Annotated in this window: 15 protein-coding genes; 3 read left to right on the forward strand and 12 right to left on the reverse strand. The window is 27.3% G+C overall.

Translation table 11 applies throughout. The annotated features are described in order from the left end of the window. Window positions 1-33 precede the first annotated feature (33 nt). Both CNEONATNEC86_RS12020 and CNEONATNEC86_RS12025 read left to right on the forward strand, forming a co-directional pair. Window positions 34-897 (forward strand): tyrosine-type recombinase/integrase, encoded by an 864-nt coding sequence (locus CNEONATNEC86_RS12020; RefSeq protein WP_125148298.1) that lies wholly within the window; start codon window positions 34-36, stop codon window positions 895-897. Further along, complete coding sequence (locus CNEONATNEC86_RS12025) at window positions 890-2,050, forward strand: IS91 family transposase (RefSeq protein ID WP_125148297.1); 1,161 nt, start codon at window positions 890-892, stop codon at window positions 2,048-2,050. Before CNEONATNEC86_RS12020 ends, CNEONATNEC86_RS12025 begins: the two co-directional genes overlap by 8 nt. A 294-nt stretch (window positions 2,051-2,344) precedes the next feature. Here CNEONATNEC86_RS12025 and CNEONATNEC86_RS12030 read toward each other — a convergent pair whose 3' ends face one another. After that, a complete protein-coding gene (locus CNEONATNEC86_RS12030; protein WP_159136099.1) occupies window positions 2,345-2,971 on the reverse strand; it encodes a DUF1643 domain-containing protein in 627 nt (208 codons plus the stop codon). Window positions 2,972-3,171: 200 nt separating this feature from the next. Next, on the reverse strand, window positions 3,172-4,263 hold the full coding sequence (locus tag CNEONATNEC86_RS12035; RefSeq protein ID WP_159136100.1) for a hypothetical protein: 1,092 nt from the start codon (window positions 4,261-4,263) through the stop codon (window positions 3,172-3,174). Between the two features lie 312 nt (window positions 4,264-4,575). Here CNEONATNEC86_RS12035 and CNEONATNEC86_RS12040 point away from each other — a divergent pair, with 312 nt between their 5' ends. After that, complete coding sequence (locus CNEONATNEC86_RS12040; RefSeq protein WP_159136101.1) at window positions 4,576-5,556, forward strand: hypothetical protein; 981 nt, start codon at window positions 4,576-4,578, stop codon at window positions 5,554-5,556. A gap of 466 nt (window positions 5,557-6,022) precedes the next feature. On the opposite strand, the gene CNEONATNEC86_RS12045 is transcribed toward CNEONATNEC86_RS12040, so the two are convergent. From CNEONATNEC86_RS12045 to CNEONATNEC86_RS12090, 10 genes are all read right to left on the reverse strand, one after another. Further along, the gene (locus CNEONATNEC86_RS12045) at window positions 6,023-6,454 is read right to left on the reverse strand and encodes a hypothetical protein (RefSeq protein ID WP_230132274.1); all 432 of its coding nucleotides are present in this window, start codon (window positions 6,452-6,454) and stop codon (window positions 6,023-6,025) included. Window positions 6,455-6,493: 39 nt separating this feature from the next. Next, the gene (locus tag CNEONATNEC86_RS12050) at window positions 6,494-6,934 is read right to left on the reverse strand and encodes a hypothetical protein (RefSeq protein WP_159136102.1); all 441 of its coding nucleotides are present in this window, start codon (window positions 6,932-6,934) and stop codon (window positions 6,494-6,496) included. A gap of 150 nt (window positions 6,935-7,084) precedes the next feature. Further along, complete coding sequence (locus CNEONATNEC86_RS12055) at window positions 7,085-7,507, reverse strand: hypothetical protein (RefSeq protein WP_159136103.1); 423 nt, start codon at window positions 7,505-7,507, stop codon at window positions 7,085-7,087. A gap of 414 nt (window positions 7,508-7,921) precedes the next feature. Then, the gene (locus CNEONATNEC86_RS12060; RefSeq protein WP_230132275.1) at window positions 7,922-9,016 is read right to left on the reverse strand and encodes an ATP-grasp domain-containing protein; all 1,095 of its coding nucleotides are present in this window, start codon (window positions 9,014-9,016) and stop codon (window positions 7,922-7,924) included. A gap of 28 nt (window positions 9,017-9,044) precedes the next feature. Then, window positions 9,045-9,185, reverse strand: coding sequence for a hypothetical protein (locus CNEONATNEC86_RS12065; protein ID WP_159136104.1), 141 nt, complete (start codon window positions 9,183-9,185; stop codon window positions 9,045-9,047). Window positions 9,186-9,243: 58 nt separating this feature from the next. Then, window positions 9,244-10,575, reverse strand: a complete 1,332-nt coding sequence (locus tag CNEONATNEC86_RS12070) for an HNH endonuclease domain-containing protein (RefSeq protein WP_159136105.1) — start codon at window positions 10,573-10,575, stop codon at window positions 9,244-9,246. A gap of 55 nt (window positions 10,576-10,630) precedes the next feature. Continuing rightward, window positions 10,631-10,888, reverse strand: a complete 258-nt coding sequence (locus CNEONATNEC86_RS12075; protein WP_159136106.1) for an FmdB family zinc ribbon protein — start codon at window positions 10,886-10,888, stop codon at window positions 10,631-10,633. Between the two features lie 425 nt (window positions 10,889-11,313). Next, a complete protein-coding gene (locus CNEONATNEC86_RS12080) occupies window positions 11,314-11,943 on the reverse strand; it encodes a class I SAM-dependent methyltransferase (protein WP_159136107.1) in 630 nt (209 codons plus the stop codon). A 557-nt stretch (window positions 11,944-12,500) separates the two neighbouring features. Then, the gene (locus CNEONATNEC86_RS12085) at window positions 12,501-14,486 is read right to left on the reverse strand and encodes a vWA domain-containing protein (RefSeq protein ID WP_159136108.1); all 1,986 of its coding nucleotides are present in this window, start codon (window positions 14,484-14,486) and stop codon (window positions 12,501-12,503) included. 3 nt (window positions 14,487-14,489) lie between these two features. Further along, a complete protein-coding gene (locus tag CNEONATNEC86_RS12090; RefSeq protein WP_159136109.1) occupies window positions 14,490-16,025 on the reverse strand; it encodes an AAA family ATPase in 1,536 nt (511 codons plus the stop codon). Between the last annotated feature and the right edge of the window lie 50 nt (window positions 16,026-16,075).

Below are 16,075 nucleotides of genomic sequence, written 5' to 3' on the forward strand. Positions count from 1 at the left end.
GATAATTCTAATTTTAAAGGAGATGTTTTAATTATGACAAAAGAACAAGTCTTAGAAAAGTTGAAATTTGATGTGGAGCTTAGAGGTCTAAGCAAACATACCCAAGCTGAATACTATACTAAAGTTAAAATTTTTCAAGATCATTTTAACAAATCCGCTACTGAACTTGACGAAAAAGATATTAGAAAATTCCTTCATTATCTTTCAACAGAAAAAGGTCTTACTTCCGGAAGTGTAAATTCATACAATAGTGGTCTTAGATTCTTATATGGTGTAACTTTAAATACTACTTTGAACTACAAACAAATCCCTCGCCACCGCAGGCAACGTAAATTTCCAGAAATACTTACTAAAAGTGAAATCCAATGCCTTTTTGATGCATGTGATAATCTTAGAGATAAATGTATATTAATGACTCTCTATGGTGCTGGGCTAAGGCTTAGTGAAGTTGCTAGTTTAAAAGTTACTGACATTGATAGTAAAAAAATGCAGTTATTTATTCGCAATGCCAAAGGCTCTAAAGATCGCTATGCTTTGCTTTCGCAAGCTAATCTTGAAATTCTAAGAACTTATTGGAAAGCTTATCGTCCAGAAGAATGGCTTTTTTATAGCAGAGTCAACACTGGAACACATATAACTTCTAAGGCTGTACAAAATATATTCCACAAATACATAGAAAAAGCTAATATCTCGAAAAAAGTTACCGTTCATAGCTTAAGGCATAGTTTCGCTACACATTTACTTGAGTCTGGAATAAGTATATTTCATATTAAACAATTACTTGGACATTCAGATATAAGCTCTACGTGCTTTTATTTGCATTTACTTAAAATTCAATCCTTAAATGTACAAAGCCCTCTAGATTTCTTGACAGAAACGGAGAAAACTAATGGTTGAGGTTCAAGATATATTAATGGAATACGGTGACGATTATTTGGATAATCATAAGATTACCCTTGTTCAACATAAGGCTATATCTGCAATACGTAAATGTAGAACTTCACATTTAGGTGGGCATGTAGATATCTGTGATAGCTGTGGAAATACTCAGATTTCTTATAACTCCTGCCGTAACAGGCACTGTCCAAAATGCCAGACTCTTGCTAAAGAACGTTGGATTTACAATCAAAAATCCAATTTACTTAACGTAGGCTATTTCCATGTCGTATTCACTATTCCAGATACTTTAAATTCCATAATATATCAAAATCAAAGACAGCTCTATACTCTTTTATTCAAGGCTACTTCTGAAACTTTGTCTGAATTATCCTCAGATAAAAAATACCTTGGTGCAAAACTTGGTTTTACATCAATTCTACATACTTGGGGACAAAACCTTATGCATCATCCACATATTCACTGCATTGTACCAGGTGGGGGATTGTCTTCAACAGGAAAATGGATAAACAGCAGAAAAAAATTTTTTATACCAGTTAAAGTACTTTCTCGCAAATTTAGAGGTAAGTTTTTGTATTATCTTAAACAATTATACTATGAAAATAAGCTTGAATTTCATGGGAATCAAAATTATCTTTCAGATGAATCTGAATTCGAAAAATTGCTTTCAGCTACCTATTCTAAAGAGTGGATTGTTTACTGTAAACCACCTTTTAAAGATGCTGCCTGCGTCGTCGAATATTTAGGTAGATATACACATAGAGTTGCCATATCAAACACTCGTATTCTAAGCATTGATAATGGCACTGTCACATTTAAATGGCGTGATTATAAAGACAAAAATAAGTATAAGGTAATGACTATTTCTGCTGATGAATTTATTAGAAGATTTCTTATTCATATACTTCCAAGTGGATTTATGAAAATTAGGCACTACGGTTTGCTAGGTAATCGGAATAAAACTGCAAAGCTGAATATTTGTAAACAACTTACTAATACCCCTATTTTACTTAGACATAAAATTCCAACTCTTGAACTAATTAAAGAAATTACAGGCAGAGATTTATCAAAATGTCCTAACTGCGGTTCAAACAAACTTAGTAGGTCTATTACATTTTGTAACTCTCCTCCTACAATTATCAAAACTTCATAACATTTGTAATGTGTCTTATAATGGGGAGGGGGAAACTATGCCTAGTTTACAATATTTTATGATTTTTTGTATCTTTATATCTATATTTTTAAATTTAATTTTTAAATTATCTTCTAAAATTAGTAGATGTGAGGTTATTCAATCCCCATAATAACTGCTTGTATTTCCGCGGTTTCGTGCTATTGTAATTATACAAAGTTAGGCGGACTTCTGTAACTTTTAAACTCAAGCTAAAATCAAAGTTTGAGTTTTTTTCTGCCTAACTTCGTATAATTTGCTATGAATAATGGTCAGTTAAAATTGTAATTCTATTTTTCCTTTTGCTTCTTCTAAAAAATACTCTGAATTCATATATAAAGGATGAATTGGATATTCTACATTTCTTAACTCACCTTTACAATTAAATTTACGAACAACAATTGCATTAGTATATTTCTCTAATATTTGTTTTTGTTTATTTATTTGAATATTGATATTTCCCCACGCTAACCAAACAAATTGATATGAATCTTTTAAATCTCGTGATTTATACATTAGCTCATCAACATCAGACAACTTTTTTGCTAACTTTTTAGCTTCATCACTTTTTTTCTCTCTAATATTAAACAGATTCTCCACATGAAATGTATACTTATCTGGAAGGATAATATTATTTTCTTTATATGCCTTTTTTATTAGCCTTATCACTTTGTTCATCGTTTTATCAGACTTAGTAATCACAGGCTCTTTAGTTTCATATTCAGAAGTTGAAAGTTTCTGAAATAACTTATCTGATTCAGTCCTTGCATCTCCAGGATTCATCATATAAATTAGCCCTATCACATTACCAGGACCTCTTTCAGATTGAAATACTGTATCATATCTAAATATTTTGATGCCATCAGTTGTTTCTACAGATTTATAATTAGCTAATGTAATCATCCTTAATCTCCTTTTTTATTAATACCTTTGTTTATTAATCATTTAATTATATAACTCAACTAAAATCATGCATTTTACAATTATTATAACTACCTAATTAGAATCATCATGGCACGTCCAATTATATGAATAATAAAAAGTTAATAAATAAGCCTTCTTAATTCTATAGCTCATCACATGAAGTTCAATAGAATTCACAACTAGTAATCAATATTTTCAATTGGTAGCCTCGATTCTGATTTAATTTTATAACATATATTGTTTTTCCAATTATTATTAATTTTTTCTGAATATAAAGCTGCTTCATCAGCGAATTGCTTTATATATCGAATATATCTATCATTTCTTTTTTGTTCTGAACTACATATTAATTTTTCTATTTCACCAATATCTGCGTAACATTCTTCATCAGTAATTTTATATCCATAATTCCCTTTAAGTGCAGCTTTTATTGATCCTAAAATCATGCTTTCTCTAACCAAAGCCGGTGGATGTTCTTTTAATCTATATAGCTTGGTGTCATAATCTCTAAACACATATAGTAGACCATGAATTGAATATTTAACTATTTTCAAAATATCTTTTTCGTTTTTTATAATACTAAATATCTTGTCTCTCTTTTTTAATAAATTCGCTACTTCTTCAATAACTCTATTTATAGCAAATGTATCCGCATCCATCTCCATAGTTTGTAAATCCAAATATAGTTTTTCTATATCACAAACTGGAGCATTATTCTTAACAAAATCATCTATTTTTTTGCGAACCTCTAGATAGTATTTTGTATGACCATTATAAGCATGACCAATTTCATGTGATACTAGAAATTTAACTGCAAACATAGACATATATTCTGCAATATTATTTCTATTAATATCATCTGATAAAATTAACTCTGTATTAATAGGCTTGGCTAGTTTATTTTCATTATTATAACTTATGTTACATCTTATCTCTCTACGTGGCTTAGCTGGTATAATAGTACTAATAGTATTTGTTCTAGTATTTAGTTTGTAGAAAAAATTATAGATTTTTATAATAGTTCCTTCATTTACAGTGATTCTATCTAGCATGCTTTCTTCTGAACTTCCAGCATTTACACTATCTTTCCATAAATATTCGAAAGATAGATTTTTTAACATTTTTTTATTAAATGGATTATTAGTTGGATGAAGATTATATATTAAAGATTTAGCAAATTCTTCATAGTACTTATAGCATGTATCTATATTAAGATATCTAAAGTCATTTTTAGTATCCCCTTTAACAAAAAAATTCAAATTATTCTTCATTCCTATACTCCTCCTTATATTTCGTTGCATATCCTACTTGACACTATAACAAATGATAAGAGTTATGTACAATATTAAATTGTCTAAAATTAATTATTCCACACCTTTCACAAATTTAAAAAGTGTAAAATATTATTTAGAATTATATACAAATAAAAAACATTTTGCCGTTTCTATTGCTCTTTTGGTTGCTAAAATAGTAGCGCTTTATTATAAAAATTGTACATTAATTAAATATTATAGAAAATCCTTAATTTTCCTGTTATAATTATTTATAAATTTAATTATTAAACTTTTATGGGAGGTTCTTCTATGGCTTATATGTCGTTTTACTCTTGGATTAATAACCTTAATTTAACAGATGATAATCTACAATTGATTGATCAAATAAAATTTTGGGACCATAAAAAAGAATTAATTGTTGGATATGCAGATGATATAAAAAGTATCCATTTATATTACAAAGGTTTTGCATTCTTGCATCTATCTTTTAAAGATCGAATTTATATAATAAATAGACTAACAAATAGTGCAAATAATCATTGTTCCAAAGTGGTCAAGCTAAAAATCACAAAACAAGTGACTGATTTATATACAAATATAGATTCAAGGGAACTCTATAATACATTAAATAAATTTACTGCAAAGGTACTAACTAAATATGATATTCCTACATTATTATACTTTATTAAAACAATTATTAAAAAAATTGATACCTATTATATATTAGCGGATGAAAAATTTAAAAATAAGGAAAATAATTTTAATGAATCGCTAGGTGCAATTGAAATTCTATTAAATGATGATTTTTATGTTACAGAGCTATCTACAATGTTAGATGATTTCAATAATTTATACGAAATTGCAAATGATATATTACAAATAATTGATTTTTTTCAGCAATATTCTAAACCAGATTTCTCCATTAGTAAAGAAATTGCAATTTCACTTGCGCCTAGTGATCCTAATATAGATTTAATGCTATTACAAATAAATCTATCATCAGATGGAGGTTTACTTCTAGGCGGAGCAGCATCTATTACATCAATTATTAAGGACATAGCTACAATATCTAAAATCAATTCCGAAAAGGAACTAAATAGGATAAAAATAGAAAACGAAATTGACAATAAAATATATGAAACTAAACAAAAATATGTAAAACTTCTTCAACAAATAGAAGAATGTAATCACCCTGCTGGTAAAGCAATGCTACAACAAGAACTTAAAAGATGCCTTGAAATTATCCAAAAGTATGACAAGTCTATACAGGCTATAAATGTCACTGTTTAATTCTCCAATTATTTCAATACCTTCGCTAAGAGTTCTAGCGAAGGCATGACCTTTTGGTATTATCTTTGTTCATACCTTATTATATCTACTGCACTTCAAGAACATTCAAATTGTAATAACAGATATGACAAACGTAAATTTCTTTTTGCTAGAGACTGCCTTTGCTTATGACACTTGTACTATATATAACACATACAGATGAAGCCTTTATAATCAATATTGGAATAGATTTAAAATTATATTTTTATGAAAGTAAACTCTTCCAACAGTTAAAACTATTATTTGTTCAATAATACCAATATTTAACAACCAACTCACTTATTTCTATAAATTCACCATTCATTTTCCTATAACTTATTCTATAATTTGATTCTTTTATCTGGTCACGTTAACTTCCCATTATAGATATAATTACGATTTCTACTTTTAAGCATCAAACTTCCTCTCCTCATAATACCTAAGCTTCTTATATTCCACAAATCAATAAATTCATCAATTTATGTCTAAGCATATGCACTTTATTACTTTCTTTATAATAAAATTCATAAAAGCTATTATAAATATCATCTTCATTAATTTCCATTTTTATATTGCCATTATTATAAAAAGCTAAAAATTCAGGAATTTTATAACTTTTGCTCATACTTGTATTTTCTATCATTTTCATAAATTCATGAGCTTTTGTATTTATTAATAACTCTTCACTTTTTGATAATTCTTTGATTTCTTGTAAAAATCCTAAATAATCATTAAATGGATTTAATGAGCTTTTTGTTTTCTTTATTGCTGAATAGATTTCATCATCAATATTATTGTAAAATTTTACTCTGCTTGGTCTATGTCCTAGAATATCTTTTACTCTATAAAATTCTTCTGATATTTTTTCTTTTATGTTCATTTCTTTATCATATAAAATTATACTCCAAAAGTTAATTATCTAATTTTCTTTATCACAATTATTTATAGAATCAAAGATTATATCAATTAGTTCTTGAAATACTTTCCAATCACCATCAGGTTCACTCCACCAATAATATTGCGAAAAATTTCCATTATTAAATACTGTAATAATATAGTAATGTCCATCTACTCCAAAATTTTCAGGAGGTTTTATTGATATTCTAGCATTTTCAATTATATTTATAATATTTTGTGCACAATCATTTGTAATCCTAATTTTTTTTGCTTCTTTAAAAATTTTCTTATATAAAATAAAATATTCTTTTTCTCCTTTTAGATCTTCTGAATATGCAAAAATTAAATTCATATTTCCTGAAAACGAATGAGTATATTCTAAAGAAAATACTATTTCCAAATCATCATCTTCATATTCATCTAAGAAATTAAAACCAGTATTATTTATAACCAAAATAATCATCTCACTCTCATATAAATTAACAGCCACCCCATAAATCGGTTCTATATCTTGTCTTTCATGATATTATATTGTCACAATCTAATGCATCCTTAAAAATTGTTATCAATTGAATAATCTAATCCCACTTAATGCCACCTCATAGACTTTTATTTAGCAATCTTCAATATACACATCACATTTTTCATCTATTGCACTTTTTAATAGTGATAAAATTAAAGCTTGTACTTCTTCTATTTCTTTCACCCATCCCTCATCAATATTCTTATAATCTGCTTCAACTAAATTTCTGCTATCAAAAATTGAAAATTCTTCAATCATTTGATTTATGTTATGAATTTTGCTTTTACTAGAATAAACATCGCACCAGCCTATACACATGTTCCATTCTAATACTATTCCGCCATCATACAAAGTACCTCTTTTATTAATCTCTGCTACCATTATTGCTTGCATCATAGGTTTAAAATATCCATCCCAAATGCTTAATTCATATATTTCTTCGTCTTTGAAATGAATATATAATATAATTCCAGGTTCACCTTCATGTCCATCATAATATTTAGTATTAGTCATTTCTTCTCCCAATCTCTTTTAATAAAATAACCTTCTTTTTATCTAACTTCTTATCTTAGCAATATTTTCTTCTGATTACTATATTTTCTTACAATGCTTATATTCTATAATTTTTTATATTTATTCAAAAGTAAATTATAATATTTATTAAGCCCTCCATTCATGCTAATTATCTTTATTAACTCTGTATGCTAAAGGAATACCTATTCATACAAACAAGCATTTCTTTTATATGGTAGAACCTTACTATATCTATACTATCATCATTTTCTTTTTTTATACGTATTGATTTATCCATATTACTTTAACATCATTAATTTTTATGCCTTAATATATTAATGTACTTCTTGATTATAAATAAGTAATTAATTCCTTATAAAAGCTCTCAACATCGTAATCCTGCAATCCAGAGACTTATCCATCACCTAACTCCATTATAATCCATTCTCCATCATATCTTTTAGCTATATCAGCAGTAAAGAAATTGCTATTTACATTTCTAAGTTTTTCTAAAATTTCATCTATAAATTTAGGATATTCATTAATTTCTATGCCATCCCAATAACTTATTAAACATACAACTTTATAGTCAAATATAAACAATCTTAATTCATTGGAAATTGGCATCCCACTCTTTTCATGAAATCCAATTGATTCTAAATTAACAAACTCTCTTAAAACTACACCTTGGTTTAAATCTTCTCGCTGTCCTTCAATAAAATTATTTACCACTTGTAGTGCTTTTTTTGTTTCAGATGCATTTTCAATGTAACAGCTTTTATACCATTCATGCTTACGAGATTTGACGTAATCTTTAACTATTACTGATTCTTCTCCAAATTCTTTTAACAATCTCACTGTTTCTTCTTTCTCAGGAATACCATCACTCCATATTGATTTAGGTGTTAGATTCTCTACATGATTATACCAATTAGGTAAGTAATGTGTATTCACATATTCTTCTGGATTATTTATAAGATAATAATTTTTTTCTGCAAGCTTATTATAAAGACATTCATAATCCTTAGGTTTAAGCATCCAGCCTCTATAAATTACCCTGAAAATTTCTTCACTTAATATTATATTTACTTTACCAAATTGTATTAAATCTTCATAACTAAATAAAAGTACCTTAAATCCATTAGCTTTTGCGGCTTCATATTCTTCAGCATAATCCATATCTGGTTTTCTTTTATTCAATGGATCACTGCAAAACAAAAAGCAAGTATCATATCTATTAAAGAATATTTTTCCCTTAAGATCTGTGTTTCTGCAAGCTTTTGCATCAGTTAATATACCCATATGATCAATTTTTTCTGTAGAGCACGGTTTTAATAATTCTATACCTAAAATTTCAATCTTTTCTCCTGTTAATGACAATAATTCATTTCCAATTCTTGCAACTCCCTTATATTGTCCAGAAATAACTGTTCCGCGTCCTTTAATATTAAATATATTTTCCACCTTAAATACAAAATTGTTTTCCATTTCTTCACCCACTATACTCATAAAAACTCCCCTCCTTGAATTCTGAATTTTATCTACTCAATTTTAATTCTTCGTAAGTCATTTTTCTTACAATCTTTAATTTATCATGTCCATCTCCATAAAATTCAGTACCTAGATCATCTGCTAAAAATGGTTCTCCTTTGTCAAAACCCATCCATTTAAAGTTCATTTACTTTCCTCCAAATTCATAATCTAAATATAGATTTTCTAATTAAACCTCATCCTTATTAAAACAAATTAGTTACTATTCCAAACCCCTGATTAACAGCAATATTATAAACAGGATAAACTTCCTTTTTAATCATCTTAAAAAATACCTCTTTAGATTCTCTCTCCAAAAATCTTTTAGGATCTGCTATCTTTAACATTTCTCTATATTCTTCAATCTGATTTTTCTTTTTTGTATTGACAACAAAAGAAAAAGCTTCATACTGAATATTGCAGAACTTGTCTATATAAGTATCATAATCTAATAAGTTATCATTCTTTTTGCTATTTATATTTTTAAATGTAGGTACTAAATTCCACATTTGATCATGAAGAACAAAGCTCCATGGTATAAAATGATCTAAGCTTAAAACACCATATAATTTATAATTATCATCTATAAATTCTTTATCAGTATAAATATCTACTATATGTTTCCTTTGTATTATTTCCTTCCATATAGCAGTTTGTGCAGTTAGATTTCTGCTTTTAGGAGCTTCTAGTTTCATTGCTATTCCTGGAGTGTTAGGATTACGCTTTTGCAAGAAGCATACTAACTTATAATAAGCCCATCCTTGAATTATTTTATAATTGTATTTTAAATAATTACCCCAGCCATTATTTATCCTAATATAACTTTCATTATCTTCATTTCTATATATTGAATAAACACAAGTTTTGCTTTCCTTTGAAAGCTCTTCTATTATCTTTTCTAGTTTAGTTGTCTCACCTTTAAGCTTATCTTGAAAGAATGGCGATAAAAATCTATAAGGAACATTATAAGTTAAATCCTTCATCATCTTAGTTAAAGTTTTATCTTCATTATTATATATAAATTCTAAAAGCTTCTTTTCATTATAATTGCTCCCTAAATTATATGTATCTGCAATATAATTAACGACCTTTACTAAATTATCACATAATCCAAAGCTAAGCTTATATGCTAAAATTGGATACCATGCATATGTTATCATTCTGCTTATTAATTTTCTAAAGCTTATTTCTACATTTCCCATAGCAGCTTCATCTAACAATCCTAAGAGCCAGTACATTTTATAAGTTGCAACAACTTTACTGTCACTTAATACTCTTGAAAATGTAGCATAGTCTACTTCATTACTATAAGGAACATAACTTATCTCATTAATTCCAATATTATTATGAATTTCATGAATATTAATATTTTCTTCATTATTATTAATTTCATGAAAATTTATATTTTGTTCAAAACTACTATTTTTATGAATTTCTAATTTTTCTATACTTTCTTCATTTTTTAGCTTTTTATCATTTTCTTCAAAAACTAAACTTTTCTCATTTTTATTAAAAACTTCACTTTTTATATTTTTCATAACATTAAATCCCCTAAAATCATTTTCGCCTAGATTCCATTAAATAAAGAAACTTTTAAGAATTATATAATTCTATCTTATCACCACAATGAGGACAATATTGATCTTTATCAAAATTTTGTCTTAGATCTAATCCATTTTTACAATAAGGACATCTATAAAACTTCCATTCAAATAATAAATCAACTATCGCTACAGTTAATGCTATTCCTATCTTGCCGAATATTATAAATAATACGCCTATTATACTTAAAACTGTACCTATACGTTTTATTAATTTTAAATTCTTCTTGAATTCCTCATAATCTTTCATAAAATTTACTCCTATTAGTTCTCCCCCTATAAAGTCAATGTCACTAAAAATATATGCATTGAACATATAAATATTAATTTAATAGTTATACTACCATCAGATTATATTTTACCATATTATTGCAGATAGTTTTCTTAAACTTCAATAAATTCTTTTTTTTACTATTTTTAAATTTTTGTAACTTTCTTCTGTTTTTCATCTTTTTATGAAAAACATCTAAATCAGTATTTTTTATATTTTTCTAAAAACTACTTTAATAACTAAAAAAGCAGATAAGACTATTTTTGATTTAATCTTACCTGCCTTTTACTATTAAACTAATAAATATTTCATCATTAACTTCTAATTTAGTCTATAATTAGGTAGTTAATCTTAACTACCTTTACTAGATTATCCTCTAGAATTATCTGACTTCTATATAGTTATTACCTTTTATGCACATAAAATTCAATAACTTTTTTCTCATTTCCATATCTAAACATGCTATCTTCCTTACAGTATTCAATGTTAAAATCTTTAAAGAAATATCTAATATCTTCTTCATCAAAAAATCTTTTATAACCATCTTTAGTTAAATAATAATGCTTCTCTATTTCTTCACCCTGACTAGCTCCATAATTAGTATCATTCATAGAATTAACTCTTCCAATAAGATATCCATCAGCTTTTAAGATTCTCTTTATTTCTTTAATTATTTCAATAGTTTTTCTTTTCTTAAAATAATGAATACTTAAATCAGCTATAACTAAATTCATGGATCCATCTTTATATGGAAATCTTTTTGTTATGTCATGCTCTAATAATTTTACGTCCTTAAAATTATTTCTTACTATCTTAAGTGCTTCTTCTGAATAATCACAAGCATAAATATCTTTGAATCCTCTTTCTGTTAAGTATAAAAGATTATTTCCTGTACCACATCCCATATCTAGAACAGGTTCATCTTTATATTTACTAATTATATCCTCATACTTATCTAACCATAAATCATAAACTATCTTATTATTACTTTTTTCTTTGTATATGTTGTTCCAATAATCTTTATTACCTTTCATGTAATTTATCTCCTAAATTCTAATGGTTAACTTGTATTTTTTCTTCTTTGTGAAATATACAGCTATCATATAAAATTAAATGCAGCCCTTCAAATATTATTAACTCAATTATATAGTACAATATATAATATCAACAATATTAATTTTGTATTCTAAATATAAGGAGCCAACACAGCTAACAGCAAAATAAAGATAAATTTTCTCATATTAAATCAAAATTCTATCGAATACATATATAAAAACATTGAAATATATTATTTTTCTGCAAATTCTTAAGCAGAGAGCCCAAATCTTGCATTTGGTGCGAATCGCTTACACCTATGAATGTATATGAGTAGGTGTTTCCTTGGCATATAATGCTTTATGAGGTACGGGCTTAGCAGTATAGCCCATTTTCATCTACTGATGAAGATGTTTCCTTTAAAATAAAAAATATATATTCTTAAATTCTAAAATTCTTAAGAATATATATTCTTTACATTATTTTTTATTTAACAGATTTAAGAACAATTCCATCCTTAAATCCTTCACGCTCCTTAAGTTTTTTATTTATTCCTTTAAACCTCAAACTTCTTAGCAATTATATGAATTATCTGACTAGTGAGCCTCTTTAAATCTGAACATAAAACTACAGATGGATAAATTAGTTTTAATTCCTCGTAACATCCCTCTTCATCACTATCATTATCATCATCCAGTGCTACTGCTATTATTTCAGTTCCACGTCTTAATATTTTTTTGACTGCATTTTTTGTGTCCTCTATTGATACTGGAGGAACATAATAAGCTTCCTCACATGTATGTAGTGGAACTCCATCTGATACAACAATCATAAGTTTGTGTTCATCAAAGGATGTATTATATTTTAAGTATTTTTCTGCCCATAATAAGCTTAAGCCATCACGATTATCTCCAGAAGCTTTCATTTTCATAACATTATATTTCTGATCATCTCTGCCATTAAAATCTATTAATATATTACATGTTATAGATGGTTCATCAAAAGATGCCCTATGTTCTACTATTGAGTGCTTAATTTTTTGATTTTTTAGTACTTCATGAAGAATCAAAGCTGCATTTCTTGCACTTTCACATCTTTCACCACTCATTGAGCCTGAGCCATCAATTAATAAAAGTAGAGAAAGCTTTGGAATATCAATTCTTTCTATATTTTTATACCAGTATCTCTTTTTTACGTCACCCATATACTTTGATGTAATTCCTGTTCCAAATTGTAATCTTTCTTCTCGCCCTGATACTCTTGCTCTTAGTATTGCACTAAATTTTGCATTGTATGAATTAATATTTATACTATAATTTTTATATATATTATTGTAGGCTTTTTTCAAATTCAAATTTATCTTTGGCTTAATTACTTTTATTTTTACATCTTTATGAATTCTGCTGTCATTAAAAACACTTCCATATAATTCTTCATATTCACCTTTCTTAAAAAACAGTCTTAAAACATTTTCCTTTTCTGAATTTAATTTATTAATTATCTGCTTCCATTGTTCATTATTATTATCACTGCCACCAAAAAGTACTTTTGTTATTTTTATTTCTTTCCCCTGACTGTTAATATCCATAGGGGAATCATTCTTTGATTCATGAGTTTTAATAGCCCCTAATTTCTGCCTTAATATAGTTTCATCTATATTTTTATCATCTTCAGGAATAAGATTTTCAATTATATCAAATATTTTTTGTACGTACTTATGCCTTTCATAAGGATTTCCACAAATCATTCCAGAGTGAAATAATTCCTTAGTAGCATTTACATACTTTCTTATTGCAAATATTGGTGCAGGCTGAATTACCATTGGATATAATAAGTCAGTAGCCATATAATCAAGATATATCATTAATAATTCACATTTATCTTTATGGAGTTTCTCTACAATATTACTTAATTTATTCTTCAATTTAAAACTTCTTACCATATGCTTTTTTAAACCAAAAGATTCATTATTTATGTTTTGGGATTTTTTATAATCATGCATATGATCATTATGAAATGCTCTTTTTACAGTTCCTTCCTTAGGATTGCTTGCAAATAATCTTGAAACTCGTCCAAATTTCAAATAAAATTCAATGTTATCAAAATAACTGCACCCTGCTGCTTCTATAAATGCATCTTCTATTATATTTGCAATCAAAGATAAAGTTTTCAGTCTTGCATTTGTTGTACTTCTTACATCATTTACACAAAACAATGGAAAATGAGTAAATATAATATGAAGGCTTTCATGAATACTCTGACTTCGTGTAACTATTTTTAAGGCAAGCCATTTATCTTCACATAATTTATGCTCACATCCAAGATATTCTTCTGCTTTATAAAGAGCAGTTCTGTCTTTGTACATTTCATCTAAAGCAGGATCTACAATTATATTTCTGCCATCTGTAAAAGCTTCATTTTCATTGATGAAAAATAATTTAAGATATTCTGTATCACATAGCATATTTACAAAGCTTTCTTCAATTTCCCTATTATAATCACTTTGAAAAGCATCTAATATTTCATTATCATCATATTCCATCTTCTATTCTTCCTTCCACTTATATAAAACGATAATACTTCTTATTGTCTCTTCAAATATTCGGTCACATTTTGCAATAGGTATTATTGTCTTTTCAGCAGCTGAAACATATCCCTCATACTTTGCAAGCTTTGCCCAGTTTTCAAGATTTCTTGGTGATATGACCATATCAAGTTCTTCATTTTCAATTTTTCTCTTAATTTTATTAAAAACACTTATTATTTTTTCTACCATTGGTTCACATTGAGGTACACGCGATATAAGCATCCTTCTTATTGATTTATCTGAAAGTTCTCCTATTTCAATTATATTATTGAATCTGTTGTATAGTGCTTGGTTCAATTCTCGTGTACCGTAATAACCTATATTCATTGTTGCAAAAAATCTAAAATTCTTATGCCTTTTAACAATTTCACCATTATCAAGCCTTACAAATCCATTATCATCTAATAATGAATTCAAAAATGCCAGATACTGAGGCTTTGCAAAATTTATTTCTTCAAATATTACAGCTCCGCCTTCCCTTACTGCTTTTGTTACAAAACTTTCCTTAAATACTATCTTATCATCTTCAGGTATATACTTTCCAAGTATGTATTCATCAAGATTTTCTGTGCAGTTAATTGTATCCATTATTGGAATGCCTGTCTCCTGACATATAAGTTTACAACTTATTGTTTTTCCTGTTCCAGATGGTCCATGAAGCAAAACAGCTAAAGTATCTCCTTCAGTTACTGCATTACATACACTTTTTAACTTCCATGGCAGAATAAATTCATCTGATAGCTTTGGTATGAGGTTTCTGTATTGTTCAGAAAATTCATCAACATTGAACTTTATTACTTTTTCAGGTAATCTTATGCTATTATCTTCTTTATTATCCTGAACAATTTTATTTATGCTGCTATATGATTTTAATCTGCTTATATCATAATCAGAAATATCTTCATATATAACATTGTAATCATAATTTTTATGATTTTGATAAATATCTTCATGGAGATTTGCAAACAGATCTACGGAAGGACTCTTTATATATTCATTAAATAATTTGCTGTAATCTTCATTGAATCTGCTTTCTTTAGCAATAATAACTGCAATACATGGCAAGAGCTTGTATAGTGGATGAAGATGCTCCATATCTCCACGTATATATTCATTATTCATATCATAAGCAGCAATTCTTATAGTTTCCATATCAAAAAATGCTTTATAATTGTAAATGTTGTACTGTACCACCCCATTTTCACGCCAGTCATCCTGTATATTTATATTTGCAAAAAATATCCTGTTATCATCTGAAAAATATATATCACCAATTTTTTCTGTGTTCCCTTTGTTTATTTCCACAATCATTGATGATAATAATGAAAGAGCTTCTCCTATGGGCTGACATAAAGTTGTTTTTGGTGGAATCAATTCATTCTTCGGATGAATATAGTACTGTGTCGCATCAGACAAATGCCTGAATCCAAATCCTTTATAAATGCTGTCACTGTTTTTTCTTTTTATTCTATAAGCTGTCTTAAAAATGTACATTGATGATAGACCTCTCTTAAATTCTAATTTATCGAATATAAATTTTTAGC

The sequence above is a fragment of the Clostridium neonatale genome, from assembly GCF_900465025.1.
GTDB lineage: Bacteria > Bacillota > Clostridia > Clostridiales > Clostridiaceae > Clostridium > Clostridium neonatale.

Coding starts and splice junctions, on each gene's coding strand:
- CNEONATNEC86_RS12020 (WP_125148298.1), top strand. CDS start 34: ATGACAAAAGAACAAGTCTTAGAAAAGTTGAAATTTGATGTGGAGCTT.
- CNEONATNEC86_RS12025 (WP_125148297.1), top strand. CDS start 890: ATGGTTGAGGTTCAAGATATATTAATGGAATACGGTGACGATTATTTG.
- CNEONATNEC86_RS12030 (WP_159136099.1), bottom strand. CDS start 2,971: ATGATTACATTAGCTAATTATAAATCTGTAGAAACAACTGATGGCATC.
- CNEONATNEC86_RS12035 (WP_159136100.1), bottom strand. CDS start 4,263: ATGAAGAATAATTTGAATTTTTTTGTTAAAGGGGATACTAAAAATGAC.
- CNEONATNEC86_RS12040 (WP_159136101.1), top strand. CDS start 4,576: ATGGCTTATATGTCGTTTTACTCTTGGATTAATAACCTTAATTTAACA.
- CNEONATNEC86_RS12045 (WP_230132274.1), bottom strand. CDS start 6,454: ATGAACATAAAAGAAAAAATATCAGAAGAATTTTATAGAGTAAAAGAT.
- CNEONATNEC86_RS12050 (WP_159136102.1), bottom strand. CDS start 6,934: ATGATTATTTTGGTTATAAATAATACTGGTTTTAATTTCTTAGATGAA.
- CNEONATNEC86_RS12055 (WP_159136103.1), bottom strand. CDS start 7,507: ATGACTAATACTAAATATTATGATGGACATGAAGGTGAACCTGGAATT.
- CNEONATNEC86_RS12060 (WP_230132275.1), bottom strand. CDS start 9,016: ATGAGTATAGTGGGTGAAGAAATGGAAAACAATTTTGTATTTAAGGTG.
- CNEONATNEC86_RS12065 (WP_159136104.1), bottom strand. CDS start 9,185: ATGAACTTTAAATGGATGGGTTTTGACAAAGGAGAACCATTTTTAGCA.
- CNEONATNEC86_RS12070 (WP_159136105.1), bottom strand. CDS start 10,575: ATGAAAAATATAAAAAGTGAAGTTTTTAATAAAAATGAGAAAAGTTTA.
- CNEONATNEC86_RS12075 (WP_159136106.1), bottom strand. CDS start 10,888: ATGAAAGATTATGAGGAATTCAAGAAGAATTTAAAATTAATAAAACGT.
- CNEONATNEC86_RS12080 (WP_159136107.1), bottom strand. CDS start 11,943: ATGAAAGGTAATAAAGATTATTGGAACAACATATACAAAGAAAAAAGT.
- CNEONATNEC86_RS12085 (WP_159136108.1), bottom strand. CDS start 14,486: ATGGAATATGATGATAATGAAATATTAGATGCTTTTCAAAGTGATTAT.
- CNEONATNEC86_RS12090 (WP_159136109.1), bottom strand. CDS start 16,025: ATGTACATTTTTAAGACAGCTTATAGAATAAAAAGAAAAAACAGTGAC.